Genomic DNA, 17,595 nt, shown 5'->3' with positions numbered 1-17,595 from the left:
TTGGATCACAAACGGTACGGATTTGCTCGCGTTCGTGTTCAGGCAGCCGCGTGCAGGGCCGCGAGCAGCGTTTGCCCGTCGGCGGTGCGGAACCAGTGCGCGTGGCCGAGCAGGAACGTGTGATACGCCACGTCAGCATCGGCAGTCGAGCCGGTGGCACCCTGAAAATATTCGACTTCGGACAAGGCAAAGTCGACGTGTACCACCGGCAACAGGTCTGCCAGCAGATGCACCTGCGCAGCAGACAATGGCCGCACCTGGCGGTAGCCCTCGAGCAGTGCGAGCGCGGTATCCACATGCACCGCCTGCGGCCCACGCTCCAATTCCAGCCACGCTACTGCGTTGCGTTCGATGGCGGTGGCGAGATCGAACAGCGCACTGGTCGGCGAGGCGAGGCCGAAGTCGAGCACGCTTGCGACGACCATCGCATCGCCCTCACGACGCCAGAGCAGGTTGGAAACATGCCAATCGTTGTGCGCCCACAGTCGTGGCTCGGCCTGCAGTCGTTCGGCCAAACCTGCGTGCAACGGCAGTACGTCCTGTTGGAAATCGTGCTGCCAGGATTTGTGCGACAGATACGCAGCCAGCGCCGGGCGCTCGGTGAAGTCGCGTTCCAACATCGCAATGGGATCGGTAGTGCGAATCAAATCATCACGCGTCACCAGCACCTGCGTGCTGCGTTGAGGCGCGACGTAGCTTGCAGAGGCCAGATGCAGCGTGGCGAGCATCCGGCCAGCTTCCCGCGCCTGATCCTGCTCGGTCAGCGGCGTCCATGACGGCGCATCGCGGTACACGTCCTCGCCATCGGCCACCGCATGCAGCTCGTAGGTCCAACCCTCGTGTTCGACAACGGTTGCGCCCTCGCGATCCTGCAGCACACGAACCACCGGCACACCCGCTTCTGCAAGGTGCGCGATGAAGCGATGCTCTTCGGCCAAACTCGCAGCGTTCCGAACACTGTGGTGATGACGCTTGATGAAGACCTTGCCATTCGTCCCCTCGACGATGGCCGCCGCCGACATCGGACGCGGGCTGTGCCAGAGCGCAGCGCTGGCGCCTTCAAGCGCGCTGAAGTGCTCACGCAGCCAAGCGATCTCGCGCTCGTTGATGGGAGGCCAATCGGCAGGCACCTCATCGTTGTTGAGGCCTTGGACGCGGTGAGGGGAGGTGGTCATGGGACATGCGGTAGGTGAAATGGTGCGGGCGACAGGGTAACGCGTCGGCGGGGCAAGGAAAGTGGCTGTGGTGTGAAGCCTCGCCCAGCTGAGGTATGGGGCTGCTGACGCAACTTTTCCCGCGCTTCGCCGATGCAGTTTGCTGCGATACGCTACCGTGCACGGCTTTTCAGCGATCCTCTTCTCGAAATGGAGTTCGAAATCATGTATTCCCCCCTCCTATTGCTGGCCTTGGTCGGCATCGCCGGCATCAACGTCTCGGCCGCGCAAGATCCAACGCCCCAGCCAACGGCGGCGCCTGCTGCTGTCGAGCGTCCCGCACGCATCCGTCTGTTGGGGCAGAACGGCATTGGCCTGACGATGTATACCAACTCGCCTTGCGAGGATGAGTACGAGGAGGAGATCGAGGGCTCCGGTGCGCTGTCGCTCAGCTTCAAGGCGCTGGTCGGCAAGCGCCGGGCGAATGAATCGATTGGCATTGCGGAGACCGAGACCACCCGCACCATGGAAGATCGCAACCAGCTGATGGCCAATCCGTACTACACCGAGTTCCCGCTGGTGCCGGGGCAGCCGGTTGCGCTGCAGGCGCAGATCGCCGCGGGCGCGGGCTTGAGCTGCGGGCGTGGGCGCGGCGTGCACGGCATGTTTGTGCCCGAGCCCGGCGTGGACTACGAAGGCGAGATGGTCCGTGATTTCAAGATGATGGTGTGCGGCATTTCCGTCCGCCGTGTCTCGTCTGACGGCAGCCTGGCGCCGGTTCAGATCGAAGCATGGCCGAGGAAGTGCACAGCCAAAGCCCGCGAAACAACACCGATGATGGTGATGCTGTTCGATTCGGATCGGATGCAGTACCGGCTAGCGGAAAGCGGTGCTGGCATCGATGAGCTCGACAACGACGAAGATGGCGTGGAGGACTTCGAGGAAATGATGGCCGAAGCGCCACTGGAGGACGGCGCGGCGCTGTGCATTGTAGGCGACGACGCCTTGGACAGTAGCGAGTTGGGCAGGAAATTGCCGGCATTGCTGGAAGCGCGCGGTATCAAGGATCGAGCGCTGCGTTTCAGCAGCAAGGCGCTGGAGGTCGAGTGGGGACTGACTGAACAGCATCCATTGAACTTCGCGTTGGCCGAGTACTACTGCCGCTCGGCTGCTGGGATCCGTTGAGCGAGTGAAAGGGCGCGGGCGGTCTGCGCGGATTGGTGCATCATTCGTCCATGCCAATCACCCTCGACCACCTGCGCCGCTACGCGGTCACCCGCTCGCTGTTCAAGCCGACCACGTTGATGCGGGCGATTGGCAAGCTGGGCTTTGTGCAGGCTGATCCCATTCGCGCGCCGGCGCGGGCGCAGGATTTGACCTTGCGTCATCGTGTTGTCGACTACCGCGCCGGTGAATTGGAGCAGCGTTACCCGCGTTTGGCGTTGGAGGAGGACTTCTTCGTCAACTACGGCTTTCTGCCGCGTGCACACCATGCGTTGATGCATCCGCGTGAGGCGCGCGTGGTGTGGCCGCCGGCACGTTGGAAGCAGGCGCATGCGGTGCGGGAATTCATCGCCGAGCGCGGTGCGGTGCATCCGCGCGACGTGGACGCGCACTTCGCGCATGGCAAAACCACGAACTGGTTTGGTGGCTCGTCCAACGCCAGCACGCAGTTGCTCGATGGCATGCACTACCGGGGCATGCTGCGGGTGGCGCGCCGCGACGGTGGAACGCGCGTTTACGCCGTGCGCGATGGTGACACAACGGTGATTGATGAAGCCGATGCGCACGAACGGCTGGATGCGCTGCTCGATATCGTGATTCGCAAGTACGCCCCATTGCCGGCGGCGAGTCTCGGTCAGTTGTTGGGCTATCTGCGTAGTGGCGTTCCACAATGGAGCGGACTGCGCGCGGCGGCACTCAAGCGCGCACGCGAGCGCTTGGGCACCGCGCGGATTGAAGGCGTGGATTGGTATTGGCCTGCCGATGAAAATCCACGCGCGGCACGCTGGCAGCCCGATGATGCGGTTCGGCTGCTGACGCCGTTTGACCCGGTGGTGTGGGACCGGCGCCGTTTTGAATTGTTCTGGGGTTGGGCGTATCGCTTTGAGGCGTACACGCCAGCGCCGAAACGCAAACTCGGCTACTACGCATTGCCGCTGTTGTGGCATGACCGGGTGATCGGCTGGGCCAACCTCAGTGTTGTTGGTGGCGAACTGCACTCACAGTTCGGCTATGTGGAAGGCAACGCGCCACGCGATGCGGCGTTCCGTAAAGCGAGCGCCGCTGAGCTTGAGCGGATGCGTATTTTCCTTGGGTTGGCGGAGTGAACTAGTCCCGTGCGAGATCAGCGAGCCATAGCGTCAGCGTGAGTTGATTTGTGGTTCGACGGCATCTTGTCGGTTGGCCTCTGCCAGCAGCAGTTTGTAGGCCAGCGTCGGCAATGTCGCTGGCGCAGTGACGAGGGGAGCCGGTGAGGAAGGTGCGTCCATGCAGATCCAAGTGCGGAATGTGCCTGCAAGATGCATGAATGGTCGGGGCGCGTCGAGTCCGGTGCCCCGTCGCTCTTACGCTCGGGGCGCTGGCAGGTCGGGCGGATCAGGGGACGATCAAGGCTGGATCGCTGCCTCGCGGGAACCGGCGCCCGGGCAAGCGGAAGCCGTATTAAGATCGCGACGCTGGCGACATCGGGCCAGGGGATGTCCAAACGGGGAACGACATGGAACGTGTCTCAAAGGGTTTGGCGGTACTGTTGGTTGCGATGGGTTTGAGCGGGTGCGGCAATATCGGAAAGTCCAACGAGGAACGAATTTCCGATGCCATGCCACCCGGTAGTGCGGTGCTGGCAAGCAAGCAGAAACTCGATGCGGAAATGCAGGCCTTGGGAAGCGATGGCAGCGATCTGCAGCGGGCGTACAAGGCGAAACTGGATGCGCGTGCCGTCGAATGTGCAGGGGGCTATTCCGCTTCCTTGTTTGCGAGCGCGGCGTCGGTGCGCGATGCCTTGACCGATAAGGCGTGCTTCGCGCGCAGTGACGACGCACTTCGTGAGTGGCTGGGCATGCGGCGGATTGGGCTATTGCTGGCAGCGCCAGCGTTGCGGCCGATTCCTGCCACGCCTCCCGAAATGATCGTGGCGACCGATCCCATCCAGGGCGCGCTGTTCGCAAGCCGCGCCGGGGTAGCGTTGTTGCAGGTGAGGGGAAAGCGACAGCTGATTGATATCGGCAACGGCGTGGTGCTGCATGAAACGACCGATCCGCAGGGAGGCAATGCATCGCTCTCTTCCAACGGGAGGTTGCTGGCAGCGGCAGACGCTGAAGGAGACACGCAGATTCTTGACGCGCCGTCGGGCGACATACTGGCCAGCTTCAAGGGACGGCCTGCGCAGTTCTATTGGCTGGACGACGTCGGCGCCCTCTTCGTTGAAGAGGTGACGAGCGAGTCGGGTAAGCGTCGCGCGCCGGTGTTCCTTGATTTCAGTACCGGTGAGCGGCAGTTGATCCCGGTGGAGGGCAGAGAGCTGCGCGATGTGTTGCGTGTTGCCGGCGCGCCGCACCGCTATGTGCTGCTTTCGCGGCAGCGGATCACCGAGATCGAATTGAACCAGGACGCAGGTGCGTGGAAGGTTCGTCTTGTGTCCGAACAGTCGCTGGACGCCGGTGGCTATCGACCGGGGAGTGTGGTGGCGGTGGATGGCAGCTACGCGGTCATGCTGGGCAGCGATGCCCGCCAGCTGCTGATCGCATCGCGTCAGTTACGCACGCTCCCGCTGCAGCCGTTGACGGTGCACACCGCAATGGTGATGCCGGACCCGGATCTGCTGCTGCTCAGCCTGAGCTTGCCGGGCACCTATTCCACCGGAAATTACGTCTACTCACTCGGAAAAGGCACGCTCGCACGGGTTGAGCAAAGCGGCTTGCTCTCCCGCCGTTTCGTGTTCATTCCATCGTTGCAACGCAACGGCATCATTGATGGCGTCAAGATCACTGTGCCGGGTGAGATTCCCACGCAGCCGCCGATGGATGTCACCGCGGTGGTGCAGCAGTTGCAGGAGGAGGAGACAATCAGGAGCGCGGAGCGTGCCCGGCAACAGGGGCAGATGCAGGAGGAGCTCAGCCGGCTGCGGGCGACGTCGGAGCAGGAGCGTAGAGACGTGGATGCGGCAATCGCCGAGCTCGAACTGCGCGCATTGCTGGCCAAGCAGGGGCAGTCGCAGCAGGCGAGGCAGCGCCTTGTTGCAGCGGCGCCGCCGCCTTCAGTCAGCGGCCGGCTGGCCGATCTGGCGCGCACCGCAATGATCGAAGCAATCGGTGTGTATGAGGCAGGCAATGCAGTGCAGGTTGCGGGTACGCAGGGCCGCACGGGATCGGTGCAGGTGAGCGTGCGGCGCGGCAGCAAGCCCATTGTCCTGGTGCTGAGCGCGTATGAGCCGGTGAACTGGATGCTCACGGTTGAGCCGGGTGCGAATCTGGCGGCGGTGCTGGTCGGTGGCTATCACCAGGGGCAGGTGTTCGGCGCGGGCAGAGCGCCAGTGCGTCAGCTAGGGCGTACGTACGCCTACAAGCGGGGCGGGTCGGAATACTCCGCCTTGAACACCGAAGTACAGCGCATGACCGGCAAGCCGATTGACGCCTTCCAGGGGCGATACGATGGCGGCACTTTCGTAACGGGGATGTAGACCATGATTCCGAATGCACCACCGCTTGCGGGTGCCGACGTTCGTTGTTTGCCGAGAATGAAATGAAGCAAGCACAACCTGCCACCCGCAGCGGCGCGCTGCATATGGGCGTCGCCTTCGTCGCAATGGGGGGCTGGGCGACGTTCGCCAACCGTGCGCATCCGATGCCGGATCCGCTGATTGCCGGCGTGGTGCAGGGCACGTTGTCGGCGCTGATCACATTGTTTCTCAAGCGGATGATCGAGACGTTGTCTGCACGGCTGCCGGGGAGCGCCGGGTGGTGGTTGCCACCGTTGGTCGCGGTGGTGTCGTCGTTGACCTTGTTGACCGGCATTCACTGGTTGGCCGGCACGCCGGAGATCGTGCGCACGATTGTGGTGCCGCTGTCGGTCACGGCGATCTATGCGACGGCTTACACCATCGCTTTGCGGCAGGGGAAAGCGGCTCGGTGAGCAAGCGGAAACTCGACTCTGACCCCGGTTTTTAAACTGGCTTACAGCCCATCGCAGCATACGGTGTTCGTCGCCTCGTCCGGTGGCTTCGGTGATGACGCCGGCCCTGCGCAGGTGCTGCGCCTTGATCCCACCACACTCGCCGTGCAGGCGCGCATTCCGCTGGAGCGCAAGGGCTGAGGTGGTCACCGTGGGCACCGACAGCGTCAAGGTGGAGCAGCGCTTCAAGGTCAGTGCCGAGCAGCCGATGAACGTTGTGGCCTGATCGGCTGCATGGGGTTGGGGGGCAATGGTTGCTACCTCGGCCGTTTTTTTTGGGCCGGCGCCAAGGTGCGCGTTTGATCGTGCCGGCGCAGCGCGGCGTTCATCAGGCGCTGGAAGGTGGGGCATTGCAGATGGTCGGCCTGCGTGCAGCGGGCGGCATGGCGCAGGCCGTCACGCAGTGCCTGCAGGCGAAGAATCTGCTGGTCCAGATCGCCGGCCTTGCGCAGCAACTGCGGGCGATCCACCGCGAAATTGCCTTTGGCATCGAACATGCGGGCAATCTCCTCCAGCGAAAAACCAGCAGCGCGGCCGAGTGCGATCAGCGCCAGCCGTTGCATCACCGCTGCCTCGTAGACGCGGCGCAGGCCGTTACGTCCGATGGGACGGATAAGCCCACGCTCCTCGTAATACCGCAAGGTTGACGCTGGCAGACCGGATTGGCGGCTGACCTGGCCGATATCGAGCTCGGACACGCTTGACCTCAAGTTGGCTTGAACTAGCAGACTGGATGAAAACAGGAATCCAGCGAGGTTGAAAGCGCCGTGACGACATTTGAGTGGGTGATGCGAATCGTTGCAATCGGCGTGTTGGCCACGGGGGTGATGGACATCTGGAGCGTGCTGCAGCGGCGCGCGGGTCTGCCGACGCTGGACTATGCACTGGTCGGCCGTTGGCTTGCGCATATGCCGCAGCAGCGCTGGCGGCATTCACCCATCCAGCGCAGCGCGGTGATGCCGCATGAGCGATTGCTGGGCTGGGCGGCGCACTACGCGCTTGGAATTTTCTTTGCGATGTCGTTCTTGGCATTGGTTGGTGACGGTTGGTTGCAGCATCCCAGCGTCGGGCCGCCGTTGGTATTTGGAATCGCCACCGTCGTCGTGCCGTGGTGCGTGATTCAACCGGCCTTTGGCGCCGGCATCGCGGCTTCGCGCACGCCAACGCCGTGGCGCGCACGCGCGCAGAGCGTGGTGACGCACGCGGTGTTCGGGCTTGGCTTGTTCATCGGCGCATGGCTGATGGCGTAGGTGCTGCGCAGGGTGAGTGCTTCGCGACTGCGTGGTTAGCTTTGTTGGGGGGGCATGCACATCGGGCCACGCGGCGCTAACGGGTGTTGCGCGCAGGCTGGCGGTGCGGCGAACACGCCGTGAACTGGAGGCGGCAGATGGGCAGCAAACAGCATCCAAACCCGCATCAGAAGATGGACCAGAATCGACCGGGTCGTCCGGGTGTGGATGATGCGCAGAAGGCAAATCCTTCGCGCCAGGCATCGCGCACCGAGCCCAGTCATCAGAAGGATATGCAGGATGGAAAGTCGGGGCAGAAGGACCGGATGCACCCCAAGCATTAGCTGGCTTGTCTTGTAAGCAAGGCCCCGGGATGGGGCCTTGCTGTGCCGAAATGTCGCCATGGTGAATGCGAGCAGATGGTGCTGGCGTTGCGATTGGATCGGCGAACGGTGTGCTGCTTCCAACGCCGCCGTAGTGTTGAAGCTAGTCCGACACGATCAGTGACCAGACGCCGAACCGCTCCCGGAACTGATAGCGGTAGCCGCTCTTGTCGGTTTGATCGGCGAGATTGCCGTCGTCGTCCATCATCCTGCGTGGTGCGTCATCCGCGCGGGCTTGCTCCAGGCCAAACGCCTGCGCATCGACCGGCGTGACGGCGATGGTTTCACGGCCGGGACCTTCGAGAAAAAAATGCAGTGTGTCCATGTATATCCGCCTGTTGATTGGCTGGGTATGCATGCCCCTGGCGACGCCGTGCGTGCCAGGGGCATGGGGAAAGACAGCAGGGATCAATGGCCGTTGGCACCAGGGCCAACGGTGATGCCCGAGCTGTCCACACGGGCCACGCCTTCAATCTTGCGTGCCACGGCAACTGCCCGGTCAGCTTCGACCTGCGTGCGTACATGGCCACTCAGCGATACCACGCCATTGACAGTCTCGACCTTCAACTCCATGCCGGGCACATCTTTGGTGGCAAGCAGGTCGGCTTTCACCTTGGTGGTGATCCAGGTATCGCTGCCGGGTTGCTCGGAATGCGTGGTTGCTGATTTTTCGTAGCCGCTTTCCTGTGCCGGCGAATGGGCAGTGCTGGCAAGCGCGACAGGCGCACAAGCCGGCAACAGCGCAGCAGCGAAAAGCAGATTACGAACGTATAGGTGCTTCATGGTTGGTTCTCCATCTGTTGATGGGGCGAGTTCACTTCAACGAACTCATCCTCACCCTAAGAGGCCAAGTGTTAACGCAGCGCGCCCGTGGTGTTAGCCAACGGAACAAAGCCCCGGTTAAGTTCAAAAACACAACATGAAGCGACGTGCTGAATGCACAGTTCGCAGCCAATACGCATGGAATCAAGGGGTTTTCGACGTGTACTTACGTCGCAGCGGCTACGGTTGGTATGCGTTCATAAGCGGAGAGTCGTGATGACACGCGTGCATACACCGACAAGCAGAAACGACAGGCCGACTGTGTTCCAGCCCTCTGGGTATCGAACACCGCGACTGAACACCCGGCAGCCGGCATTGCACCGGCTGCCAGACGAGGAACGAAGGGCTTAGGCCTCTTCTTCTTCCTCTTCTTCTTCGTATTCTTCTTCCTCGCCCTCTTCGTCGTCCTCGCCTTCTTCCTCTTCGTCCTCGTCCTCGTCTTCGCCTTCAAACGCTTCCAGCGTTTCAACGCGGACGAAGTTGGGCAGGGTGTCGGCGAGGCTGATCAGCTTGCCGTCGGCGAGCATCGGACGCACCGCGCGCTTGCCGGCTTCTTCCACGACCGCAAAGCACACCAGGGTCTGCGCGCTTTCTTCACCGTGCTCTTCGAATACTGCAACCCAGCCGTCGGCGGGGATGATCTGAATGATGTTGTCTTGCATGGCTGGACTATTGGCGGAAGGAGCGCAGAGCTTGCGTGAAGCCGGTGGCGCTGTGCAAGCCTCATCACGGGGGATTGAAGAGCGTCGGGCATGGCTGTCGCCAATGGCGTGTGATGCCGGTCAAAGCGGGAGTGCCGGGCCATGACCGAAGCCCCGTTGCGAACGCCGGATGGCCGCTACCTGATCGTGCGCGGCCGGCTTTGGCGCAGCAGCAACCCAAATCTACCCGAGTCGCTGCGGCTGGGATTTGTAGCGGAGTTGATGGCCGCACGCAGGGAAGTCGGAGCGGCGCGTCGGGCAGAGGATCGCGAGCGTCTTGCCCGGGCCGGCGCTGCAGTGGATGCCGCCAAGCGCGCGCTTGGCGAGCGCGGCCCGGTCTGGTGGGACGACGGCGCACCGGATTTCAATCGCCACCTGGTCAAGAACACGCCTTATGCCGCGTGGTATGCCGCGCGGTTCGGCAGCGAATAGGCCACTGGCTTTACGCCACACGCGGATGCAGGGAGGATGCGTGCAGCGCTGTTGATGAAGGTACGTCCCAATGCTGCATTGCCGACCCATTATCGAAGCAGGATCCGGCGGGCGGTCCGCCTTGTGGGTGGACCTGTGCCAACCCACGCCGGAGGAGCTGGCGCAGGCTTCGCAGCAGGTGGGGTTCGCGATCCCCGACCGGGCCGGCATCAGTGAGATCGAGTTCAGCAGCCGGGTGCGCATGGAAGGCGAGGCCTTGGTGCTGAACCTGCCGCGCTTCCAATACGAAACCGCGCAATTGGTGGCGCCACTGGGGTTTGTGGTCGCGCCCAACGCCTTGGTGGTGCAGCGCGAGCATCCGGTGGATGCGTTCGCCACGCTGGAAAGCGATCTGGGCAAGCATCCCTGCGTTGGTCCGGCGGACCTTTTCCTGCGCATGATCGAGCGCATCGTTGATTACCTGGCCGACCTGCTGGAAACGCTGGAAAGCAGCATGAGTGAATTCTCCCGGCAGGCCTTCAACAAACCCAAGGGCCGCCGCGCGCCACGCCGGCTGGAACGCATGCTGCACGAAGTGGGCGTGATGGGCCGGCATATCGGCGCGCTGCACAACACCGTGCACGGCTTGTCGCGGATGTTGAACTACCTGGACGAATCCGCGCCGGAGTGGTTCGGCACCGATGCGCACAAGCGGATCAAACTGGTGCTCAAGGACATCACCTCGTTGAGTGAGTTCGAGCAGCAACTGGGAGACCGCAACGAATTCCTGCTCGACAGCGTGCTGGGCCTGATCAACATGGACCAGAACGAAGTGATGAAGGTGATGGCGGTGGCCTCGGTGGTCGGCATCCCGCCGACGGTGCTGGTCGGCATCTGGGGCATGAACTTCGCTGCGATGCCGGAGCTGCATTGGCACTTCGGGTATGGAATCGCGCTGACGGTGATCGTGCTGAGCATCGTGGTGCCGCTGGTGTGGTTCAAGCGGCGCGGATGGTTGTGAGTTGGGCATGGGCGCTCCGGCGCCGGCGGTTGCCTTCTCGCCGCAAACCCCATCCCCACGCGCTTACAGCCTTCGCCTAGAATCCCCGATCCCTTGAACCCACCGGAGCCGCAATGCCTGCCAAACCCATGTCCCCCACCGGGAAGTTGTTCGCCGCTGCCGCACTGATTGAAGGCGTGACCTGGGCCGGGCTGTTGATTGGCATGTTGCTCAAGCGTGGGTTGGAGATCACCGATCTGGGCGTGCGCATCTTCGGGCCGCTGCACGGCATGGCGTTCCTGTTCTACGTGGTGGTGTGCCTGTACGCGTGGATCAAGCTGCGCTGGCCGTTGTGGGCCATGCTGGTTGCGCTGGTCGCCGCGGTGCCGCCGCTGGTGACGGTGCCGCTGGAAGTGTGGTTCCGCCGTATCGGCCTGCTGTCTGATCGCACGCCCTGAGTCGCTGGATCGCACCGTCACACACCACCGATGCCGCGCCGGACAAGCGCGGCATCGCGGTTCTTTCCGATGAAACCACCATTCCACTACGCAATGTGGGATATGCGGTTTAGCCAGCGTTGTGCATGGTGTGCCGTCGTTTGAATGCCCCACGCAGCAGCATGTGCCGCAAAAATGCCGCGTTGAAGTGGGGCGCGGCCCGCTGATATTGCGTTGAAGCGGTCGGCCGGGAAATGCAAGCCCCGCTGGCGGTGGGCCTTGCCCATTGTGGATAATCTGCCCGCTCGCGGCGGCCGCTTGGTCGGGGCGGGACACCCACGGAGTGGGTGGCGCGGTTGAGGGGGCTCCCGCGGTGCCTGGCGTACGGCACATCACCCAGCGGGTATCAGCGCATTTGCCGCACGTTTAAGTTTGATCTTCTAGTTTTCCCGCACGTCACGTTCTCCCTTCAAGGAATTCCGGTGCAACACGCAAGCAGTGAATGGCACGGTGCAACGCGCCTTTCCGCACAAGGCAATGGTCTGTCGGTGGTGCAACACCGGAGTGATCGATGAGCGGCTCCACAATTACGTCCGCCCCGAGCCACGCGCCTGTCGCGATGGGCCTGGATGCGGGCATGGCCGTGCTGCCCGCCGAGCATCCGCTGGAGATGCCCGAGCAGTCGCTGCGTGAAGGCAAGCTCAACGTAAGCCGACAAGAAACCGCGCCGCCCAACATTGGCCTGCGCCGGCTTTACGTGTTCGGCACCACCGCGGTGATGACCGCCGCTGCTACGGCGATGATGGCGCGCGTGCTGGCCAATGGCGGCATCAACGTGCTCGAAGGCTGCCTGCTGGTGCTGTTCGTCGCATTGTTCGCCTGGATTGCGCTGTCGTTCGTCGGCAGCCTGGCCGGTTTGCAGGCGCTGCTGCGCGGCCGCCGCAAGCTGGGTATCTATCCGGATACGCCGCTGCCGGTGCTGGAAACGCGCACCGCGCTGTTGATGCCCACCTACAACGAAGACCCGCGCCGGATGATGGCCGGCTTGCAGGCCATCTACGAATCGGTCGCGGCCACCGGCCAGCTGGATCGCTTCGATTTCTTCGTACTCAGCGACACCACCCGCGACGATATCGGTCGTGCCGAGGAGCAGGTATTCCTGCGTCTGGTCGAAGAAACCGGCGGCGCCGAGCGGCTGTTCTACCGTCGCCGCGCCAGCAACGTCGGTCGCAAGGCCGGCAACATCGCCGATTGGGTGCGTCGCTTTGGTGGCGCGTACCCGCAGATGCTGATTCTGGACGCCGACAGCCTGATGACCGGCGACGTGATCGTGCGCCTGACCTCGGCGATGGAAAAACACCCGAGCGTCGGCCTGATCCAGTCGCTGCCGGCCGTGGTCAACGGTCGCACCGCGTTTGCCCGCATGCAGCAGTTCGGCGGTCGCGTGTATGGGCCGGTGATGGCCTACGGTGTTGCGTGGTGGCACGGTGCCGAGAGCAATTACTGGGGCCACAACGCGGTGATCCGCACCCATGCGTTTGCCGAGCAGGCCGGCTTGCCGGAACTGCCGGGCCGCAAGCCGTTTGGCGGTCACGTGCTGAGCCATGACTTTGTCGAAGCGGCGTTGATGCGCCGTGGCGGCTGGGCAGCGCACATGGTGCCGTATCTGCAGGGCAGCTATGAAGAAGGCCCGCCGACGCTGACCGACATGCTCATCCGCGACCGCCGTTGGTGCCAGGGCAACCTGCAGCATTCCAAAGTGGTGGCGACGCCGGGCCTGCATTGGATCAGCCGCGTGCACATGATGATCGGCATCGGTCACTACTTCACCGCGCCGATGTGGGCGATGTTGATGCTGATCGGCATCGCCATTCCGCTGATCCACGGCGGCATCGATCTGGTCGAAGAACTGCACCTGAAAATGTCGCCCGCGCATTACTGGCGCGGCCTTGATCAGCAGGGTGTGGTCTGGGTATTCGCCGTGACCATGGCGGTGCTGCTGGCCCCCAAGGTGATGGGTTACGTGGCCATGCTCACTGCACGCAGCGAGCGCATCGGCTGTGGCGGCGCATTGCGCGCACTGGTGTCGGTGCTGCTGGAAACCGTATTGGCCGCGCTGATGGCGCCGGTGGTGATGTACGTGCAGTCGCGCGGTGTGTCTGAAGTGCTGGCCGGCAAGGATTCGGGCTGGGATGCACAGCAGCGCGACGATGGCAGCGTGCCGCTGGGTGCATTGCTGCGCAGCTACGGTGGCTTGAGTGTGTTCGGCCTGGTGATGGGCGCGATGGCCTACGCCGTCTCGCCGCCGCTGGCTGCGTGGATGGCACCGGTGGTGATCGGCATGGCACTGGCCGTGCCGGTGGTGGCGTGGACCTCGTCGCGTCGCGCCGGTGACTGGCTGCGCCGCCATCAGTTGCTGGCAATCCCGGAAGAAAGCCACCCGCCGCGTGTGCTGGTACGCGCTGCCGAGCTGCGCGCCGCCGCAATGCGTGAGCCGCCGCAGGACTGATCTCCGATAGGAGCGGCTTCAGCCGCGAAGCCAAAGAACCCGGATGTCGCAACGCATCCGGGTTCTTCGCAACAAGGTTCCGCAATTGCCCATATCGCGTTGATGCAGCGGTCGTCGTCGGCCTCGCGGCTGAAGCCGCTCCTACCGTGTTTTTCCCGTTCTTCGCTTCCCACCGTCATAATCCCCGCCTGTCTTCGGGAGTGATTGAAATGCTGGAAACGGTGGAACAGGAAACCGGCGCGTCGCCGCAGTGGTCGATCATCTGGCTGCATGGGCTTGGTGCCGACGGCCATGATTTCGCGCCCATCGTGCCGGAACTGGTGCGCCCGCACTGGCCTGCGATTCGTTTCGTGTTTCCGCATGCGCCCAAGCGCCCGGTGAGCATCAACAACGGCATGCCGATGCGTGCGTGGTACGACATCGTCAGCATGGATTTCCGTAGCCGCGCGGATGCCACCGGCGTTGCCGAATCGGTCGCGCAGGTGGAAGCGCTGATTGCACGCGAGCAGGAGCGCGGCATTCCGTTGAACCGCATCGTGCTGATCGGTTTCTCGCAGGGCGGCGCCATCACCTTGGCCACCGGCCTCCAGCGTCGCGAAAAACTGGCCGGGCTGGTCGCCCTGTCCACCTATCTGCCTGAAGTCGACGCCGCCGCCGCACAGCTGGTGGACGGCGCCAACACCCAGCCGGTGTTCATGGCCCACGGCACGGGCGACCCGGTGATCCCGGTACAGGTCGCCGAACACAGCCTGCAGGTGCTCAAGCAACTGGGCTTTGGCGTGGAATGGCACCGCTACCCGATGGCGCACCAGGTCTGCGGTGAAGAAATCCACGCGCTGGGCGACTGGCTCCAGGCCCGGTTCGAGGCGTGAAGGCCGGGGTGTGAGGGACTGCGCAATTTCGCAACCGCCCCACGCAGGCTTCGCACCGGTGCGGCTACCATGGCCGCACCAACACTGCGTGACGGGGAGGACCGCGTGAAGGTAGTCATTGCCGACGACGAGCCTTTGGCACGCGAGCGCCTGCGTTCCCTGCTGGCCGAGCATGCCGACATCACCGTGGTCGCCGAGGCGGCCAATGGCAGCGATGCGCTGCACGCCTGCGCGCAGAGCCAGCCAGATCTGGTGCTGCTGGACATCGCCATGCCCGGCGTCGACGGGTTGGAAGTAGCCCGCCACCTGGCCCACTTCGAGCCCCGTCCGGCGGTGGTGTTCTGCACCGCATACGACGCCCACGCGTTGTCCGCGTTTGAAGCGGCAGCGGTGGATTACCTGATGAAACCGATCCGCGCCGAACGTCTGGCAGCGGCATTGGCGCGCGCGCGCACCGTCATCGCCGGGCGCGCCACCGCTGCCGCACCGGCTACGCCAGCGACGCAAGCGCGTCGGGTGCTGTGCGCACGCCTGCGCGGCAGCCTGCGGTTGGTGCCGGTGGAAGACATCGTCTATCTGCAGGCCGAGGAAAAATATGTGGTGGTCCACCACAAGCGCGGCCAGGATCTGATCGAAGAATCGCTGCGTTCGTTGGAAGACGAGTTTGGCGAGCGTTTCATCCGCATCCACCGCAACTGCCTGGTCGCCCGCGACCAGCTGCAGGAAGTGCGGCGCACGCCAGCCGGGCAGGTGCAAGCGGTGCTGCGCGACATGCCAGTTCTGCTGGAAGTCAGCCGCCGCTGCGTCGCCAACCTGAAGACCGAACTGATCCGGCTGTGACCGCCGCGCCGGCAACGGCGATAATGCGCGCATGACCATCCTGCGTATCGCTACCCGAAAGAGCCCGCTTGCCTTGTGGCAGAGCGAACACGTCGCTGACCGCCTGCGTCAGGCCCATCCCGGGCTGACTGTGGAGCTGGTGCCGATGAGCACGCGCGGCGACGAAATACTGGACCGCTCGCTGGCCGCCATCGGCGGCAAGGGCTTGTTCCTGAAGGAACTGGAGCTGGCGATGATGCGCGGCGAAGCCGATTGCGCGGTGCATTCGCTCAAGGACGTGCCGATGGAGCTGGAGGCGCCGTTCGCGCTGCCGGCCATTCTGGCCCGTGCCGATTCCGCCGATGCCTTTGTGTCCAACCATTACGCCTCGCTCGACGCCTTGCCGCAGGGCGCAGTGGTCGGCACGTCCTCGCTGCGCCGGCAGGCGCAACTGCGCGCCCTGCGCCCGGATATTCAGTCCCGCGACCTGCGCGGCAACGTCAACACGCGCCTGGCCAAGCTCGACGCCGGTGATTACGACGCCATCATCCTGGCCTGCGCCGGGTTGGAGCGGCTGGAACTGGGCGCGCGCATCCGCGACCGTCTGCGTGCGCCGCACTGGCTGCCGGCACCGGCACAGGCGGCCGTCGCCATCGAATGCCGTCAGGACGATGCGAACGTGATCGCGCTGGTGTCTGCCTTGGACGACGCGCCCACCCGCACCTGCGTTGAAGCCGAGCGGGCAATGAACCGCGCGCTGGACGGCAGCTGCCACGTACCGGTGGCGGGCTTGGCGCAATGGCAGGGCCAGGACTTGTGGTTGCAGGGTTTGGTTGGCGGCGTGGCCGATGGCCGCATCGTGCGCGCTGAAGCGCACGGCCCGGCGACTGACCCGGAAGCATTGGGTCGCAACGTTGCCCGGCAACTGCTGGATGCCGGCGCTGGTGAGTTGCTGGGCAATCCAGTCTGAAACGTAGTGGCGTAGTGCCAAGCCATGCTCGGCAGAAGCGTTCCCGATAACCCGTCAGCAGCGCATGGCTTCGCTCTATTCGCGACAAAGGTCGCTGGGGTTTTTCCCGCCTACGCAATGAAAAGGGGAATGGCCCGCGCCGCAGCACACCGCCATTCCCCGTTCCCGAACCCCAATTCCCCGCTTCTAACTCACTTGAAACTGTAAACCACGTTCATCGTGGTCAGGGTGTCGGTCTTGCGCTTGTCTTCGGCCACGTCGCTGTTGTGGCGGGCCTGCCAGCCGGCCTTCAGGGCGAAGTGCTGGTTCATGCTCACCGACACGCCAAAATCGTTCTGCGCGAAGGTGTTGTACGAGCCGGATTCGACCAGCAGGCTGTTGACCAGCTCGGTGTTCTCGGTGATCGCAAACTTCAGGTCGAACAAGCCACGGCCGATCAGGCCGGTGCGGTCTTCGTCGGTGTCGGCGTTGTGAGAACGGCGCACACCGGGGCCGATCTGGGTGTCCAGGATCAGCCGCTCGCCGTCGATCAGGCGCGTGCCGTAACCCAGACCGAAGCTGCTCTGGCGGTCGTAGGTGGCGAAATCATCGCGTTCGTGACGCACCGTGGCGGTCAGCTGGCGGTGCTCGCCCAACTGCAATGCGCTGCCGGCACCGGCGGTATAGCGGTTGGCGGTGGTCTGGCGGGTGCGGTTGGTGGTGCCGTCGTCGTTGGTCTGGGTGTACTGGGCGCTGGAGCGCAGGCCGAACAGATCCATGCTGTGCACCCAATCGTCGTCGGTGTAGCGCAGCTTGAGGCGGCCGTTGAAGCTTTCGGTGGTGCTGTTGCCGTGCGCGGAGGCAAAACCAAGCTCGCCGCCACTGCCGCTCCAGGGCGAAGTCATGGCAGCCAGGTCGGAGGCATCGTCTGCCCAGGCGGCCATCGGGGCGCACAACAGCAGCGGCAGGAACAGCGAAACACGCAGTGACATCAGTCAATCTCCGGAAGCGAAACGGGGTAAGAAAGCGTTTTCATGATACCGGAAGGCTTGCGGTGGCTTGATTCAGGGGGCGCTGTGGCTTCAGACAACGTTTGGCAGCCGGGCCTGTTGCCGGCCCGCAGCATTGCGGCCCGGA

19 protein-coding genes and 1 pseudogene are annotated in these 17,595 nt (G+C 63.8%); 14 read left to right on the top strand and 6 right to left on the bottom strand.

Annotated elements, in window-relative coordinates; genetic code table 11:
- Positions 1 to 38: 38 nt before the first annotated feature.
- A complete protein-coding gene (locus ACREP4_RS12235; RefSeq protein ID WP_431596452.1) occupies positions 39 to 1,175 on the bottom strand; it encodes a phosphotransferase enzyme family protein in 1,137 nt (378 codons plus the stop codon).
- A 132-nt stretch (positions 1,176 to 1,307) separates the two neighbouring features.
- Here ACREP4_RS12235 and ACREP4_RS12230 point away from each other — a divergent pair, with 132 nt between their 5' ends.
- The 5 genes and pseudogenes from ACREP4_RS12230 to ACREP4_RS12210 all read left to right on the top strand — a co-directional run.
- Entirely contained in the window at positions 1,308 to 2,339 is a 1,032-nt protein-coding gene (locus ACREP4_RS12230; RefSeq protein ID WP_431596451.1) for a hypothetical protein, read from the top strand.
- A gap of 50 nt (positions 2,340 to 2,389) precedes the next feature.
- A complete protein-coding gene (locus ACREP4_RS12225; RefSeq protein WP_431596450.1) occupies positions 2,390 to 3,484 on the top strand; it encodes a DNA glycosylase AlkZ-like family protein in 1,095 nt (364 codons plus the stop codon).
- Between the two features lie 389 nt (positions 3,485 to 3,873).
- Positions 3,874 to 5,835, top strand: a complete 1,962-nt coding sequence (locus ACREP4_RS12220; RefSeq protein ID WP_431596449.1) for a hypothetical protein — start codon at positions 3,874 to 3,876, stop codon at positions 5,833 to 5,835.
- Between the two features lie 62 nt (positions 5,836 to 5,897).
- The gene (locus ACREP4_RS12215) at positions 5,898 to 6,287 is read left to right on the top strand and encodes a hypothetical protein (protein ID WP_431596448.1); all 390 of its coding nucleotides are present in this window, start codon (positions 5,898 to 5,900) and stop codon (positions 6,285 to 6,287) included.
- A gap of 27 nt (positions 6,288 to 6,314) precedes the next feature.
- Positions 6,315 to 6,461 (top strand): annotated as a pseudogene (locus ACREP4_RS12210) (YncE family protein); the annotation flags it as partial.
- 122 nt (positions 6,462 to 6,583) lie between these two features.
- Here the strand turns inward: ACREP4_RS12210 and ACREP4_RS12205 are convergent.
- Positions 6,584 to 7,024 carry a helix-turn-helix domain-containing protein gene (locus ACREP4_RS12205; protein WP_431596447.1) on the bottom strand — a complete coding sequence of 147 codons (441 nt, stop codon included), beginning with the start codon at positions 7,022 to 7,024 and terminating at the stop codon, positions 6,584 to 6,586.
- 90 nt (positions 7,025 to 7,114) lie between these two features.
- Here ACREP4_RS12205 and ACREP4_RS12200 point away from each other — a divergent pair, with 90 nt between their 5' ends.
- Positions 7,115 to 7,576 (top strand): DUF2938 domain-containing protein, encoded by a 462-nt coding sequence (locus tag ACREP4_RS12200; RefSeq protein ID WP_431596446.1) that lies wholly within the window; start codon positions 7,115 to 7,117, stop codon positions 7,574 to 7,576.
- Positions 7,577 to 7,713: 137 nt separating this feature from the next.
- Complete coding sequence (locus ACREP4_RS12195; RefSeq protein ID WP_431596445.1) at positions 7,714 to 7,899, top strand: hypothetical protein; 186 nt, start codon at positions 7,714 to 7,716, stop codon at positions 7,897 to 7,899.
- Positions 7,900 to 8,041: 142 nt separating this feature from the next.
- Here ACREP4_RS12195 and ACREP4_RS12190 read toward each other — a convergent pair whose 3' ends face one another.
- The 3 genes from ACREP4_RS12190 to ACREP4_RS12180 all read right to left on the bottom strand — a co-directional run bounded on the left by ACREP4_RS12190 (position 8,042) and on the right by ACREP4_RS12180 (position 9,422).
- On the bottom strand, positions 8,042 to 8,263 hold the full coding sequence (locus ACREP4_RS12190) for a hypothetical protein (protein WP_431596444.1): 222 nt from the start codon (positions 8,261 to 8,263) through the stop codon (positions 8,042 to 8,044).
- 83 nt (positions 8,264 to 8,346) lie between these two features.
- The gene (locus tag ACREP4_RS12185) at positions 8,347 to 8,721 is read right to left on the bottom strand and encodes a BON domain-containing protein (RefSeq protein ID WP_431596443.1); all 375 of its coding nucleotides are present in this window, start codon (positions 8,719 to 8,721) and stop codon (positions 8,347 to 8,349) included.
- 386 nt (positions 8,722 to 9,107) lie between these two features.
- A complete protein-coding gene (locus ACREP4_RS12180; RefSeq protein ID WP_431596442.1) occupies positions 9,108 to 9,422 on the bottom strand; it encodes a hypothetical protein in 315 nt (104 codons plus the stop codon).
- 141 nt (positions 9,423 to 9,563) lie between these two features.
- Between ACREP4_RS12180 and ACREP4_RS12175 the strand changes: the two genes are divergently transcribed.
- The 7 genes from ACREP4_RS12175 to hemC all read left to right on the top strand — a co-directional run bounded on the left by ACREP4_RS12175 (position 9,564) and on the right by hemC (position 16,479).
- A complete protein-coding gene (locus ACREP4_RS12175) occupies positions 9,564 to 9,893 on the top strand; it encodes a hypothetical protein (RefSeq protein WP_431596441.1) in 330 nt (109 codons plus the stop codon).
- A gap of 70 nt (positions 9,894 to 9,963) precedes the next feature.
- Positions 9,964 to 10,893 carry a CorA family divalent cation transporter gene (locus ACREP4_RS12170; protein ID WP_431596440.1) on the top strand — a complete coding sequence of 310 codons (930 nt, stop codon included), beginning with the start codon at positions 9,964 to 9,966 and terminating at the stop codon, positions 10,891 to 10,893.
- A gap of 128 nt (positions 10,894 to 11,021) precedes the next feature.
- A complete protein-coding gene (locus ACREP4_RS12165; protein ID WP_431596479.1) occupies positions 11,022 to 11,330 on the top strand; it encodes a DUF3817 domain-containing protein in 309 nt (102 codons plus the stop codon).
- Positions 11,331 to 11,880: 550 nt separating this feature from the next.
- The gene (mdoH, locus tag ACREP4_RS12160; protein ID WP_431596439.1) at positions 11,881 to 13,818 is read left to right on the top strand and encodes a glucans biosynthesis glucosyltransferase MdoH; all 1,938 of its coding nucleotides are present in this window, start codon (positions 11,881 to 11,883) and stop codon (positions 13,816 to 13,818) included.
- A 209-nt stretch (positions 13,819 to 14,027) separates the two neighbouring features.
- Entirely contained in the window at positions 14,028 to 14,690 is a 663-nt protein-coding gene (locus ACREP4_RS12155; RefSeq protein ID WP_431596438.1) for an alpha/beta hydrolase, read from the top strand.
- Positions 14,691 to 14,759: 69 nt separating this feature from the next.
- Positions 14,760 to 15,530: a LytR/AlgR family response regulator transcription factor gene (locus tag ACREP4_RS12150; protein WP_431596437.1), complete on the top strand. Its 771-nt coding sequence runs from the start codon at positions 14,760 to 14,762 to the stop codon at positions 15,528 to 15,530.
- A gap of 31 nt (positions 15,531 to 15,561) precedes the next feature.
- Positions 15,562 to 16,479, top strand: coding sequence for a hydroxymethylbilane synthase (hemC, locus tag ACREP4_RS12145; RefSeq protein ID WP_431596436.1), 918 nt, complete (start codon positions 15,562 to 15,564; stop codon positions 16,477 to 16,479).
- A gap of 191 nt (positions 16,480 to 16,670) precedes the next feature.
- On the opposite strand, the gene ACREP4_RS12140 is transcribed toward hemC, so the two are convergent.
- Positions 16,671 to 17,450, bottom strand: a complete 780-nt coding sequence (locus ACREP4_RS12140) for a DUF481 domain-containing protein (RefSeq protein WP_431596435.1) — start codon at positions 17,448 to 17,450, stop codon at positions 16,671 to 16,673.
- Positions 17,451 to 17,595 lie beyond the last annotated feature (145 nt).

Origin of the sequence: Stenotrophomonas sp., assembly GCF_050737575.1 — a bacterium.
In the GTDB taxonomy this organism is placed as follows: domain Bacteria; phylum Pseudomonadota; class Gammaproteobacteria; order Xanthomonadales; family Xanthomonadaceae; genus Stenotrophomonas.
This window is presented reverse-complemented; position numbering and strand designations above follow the sequence as displayed.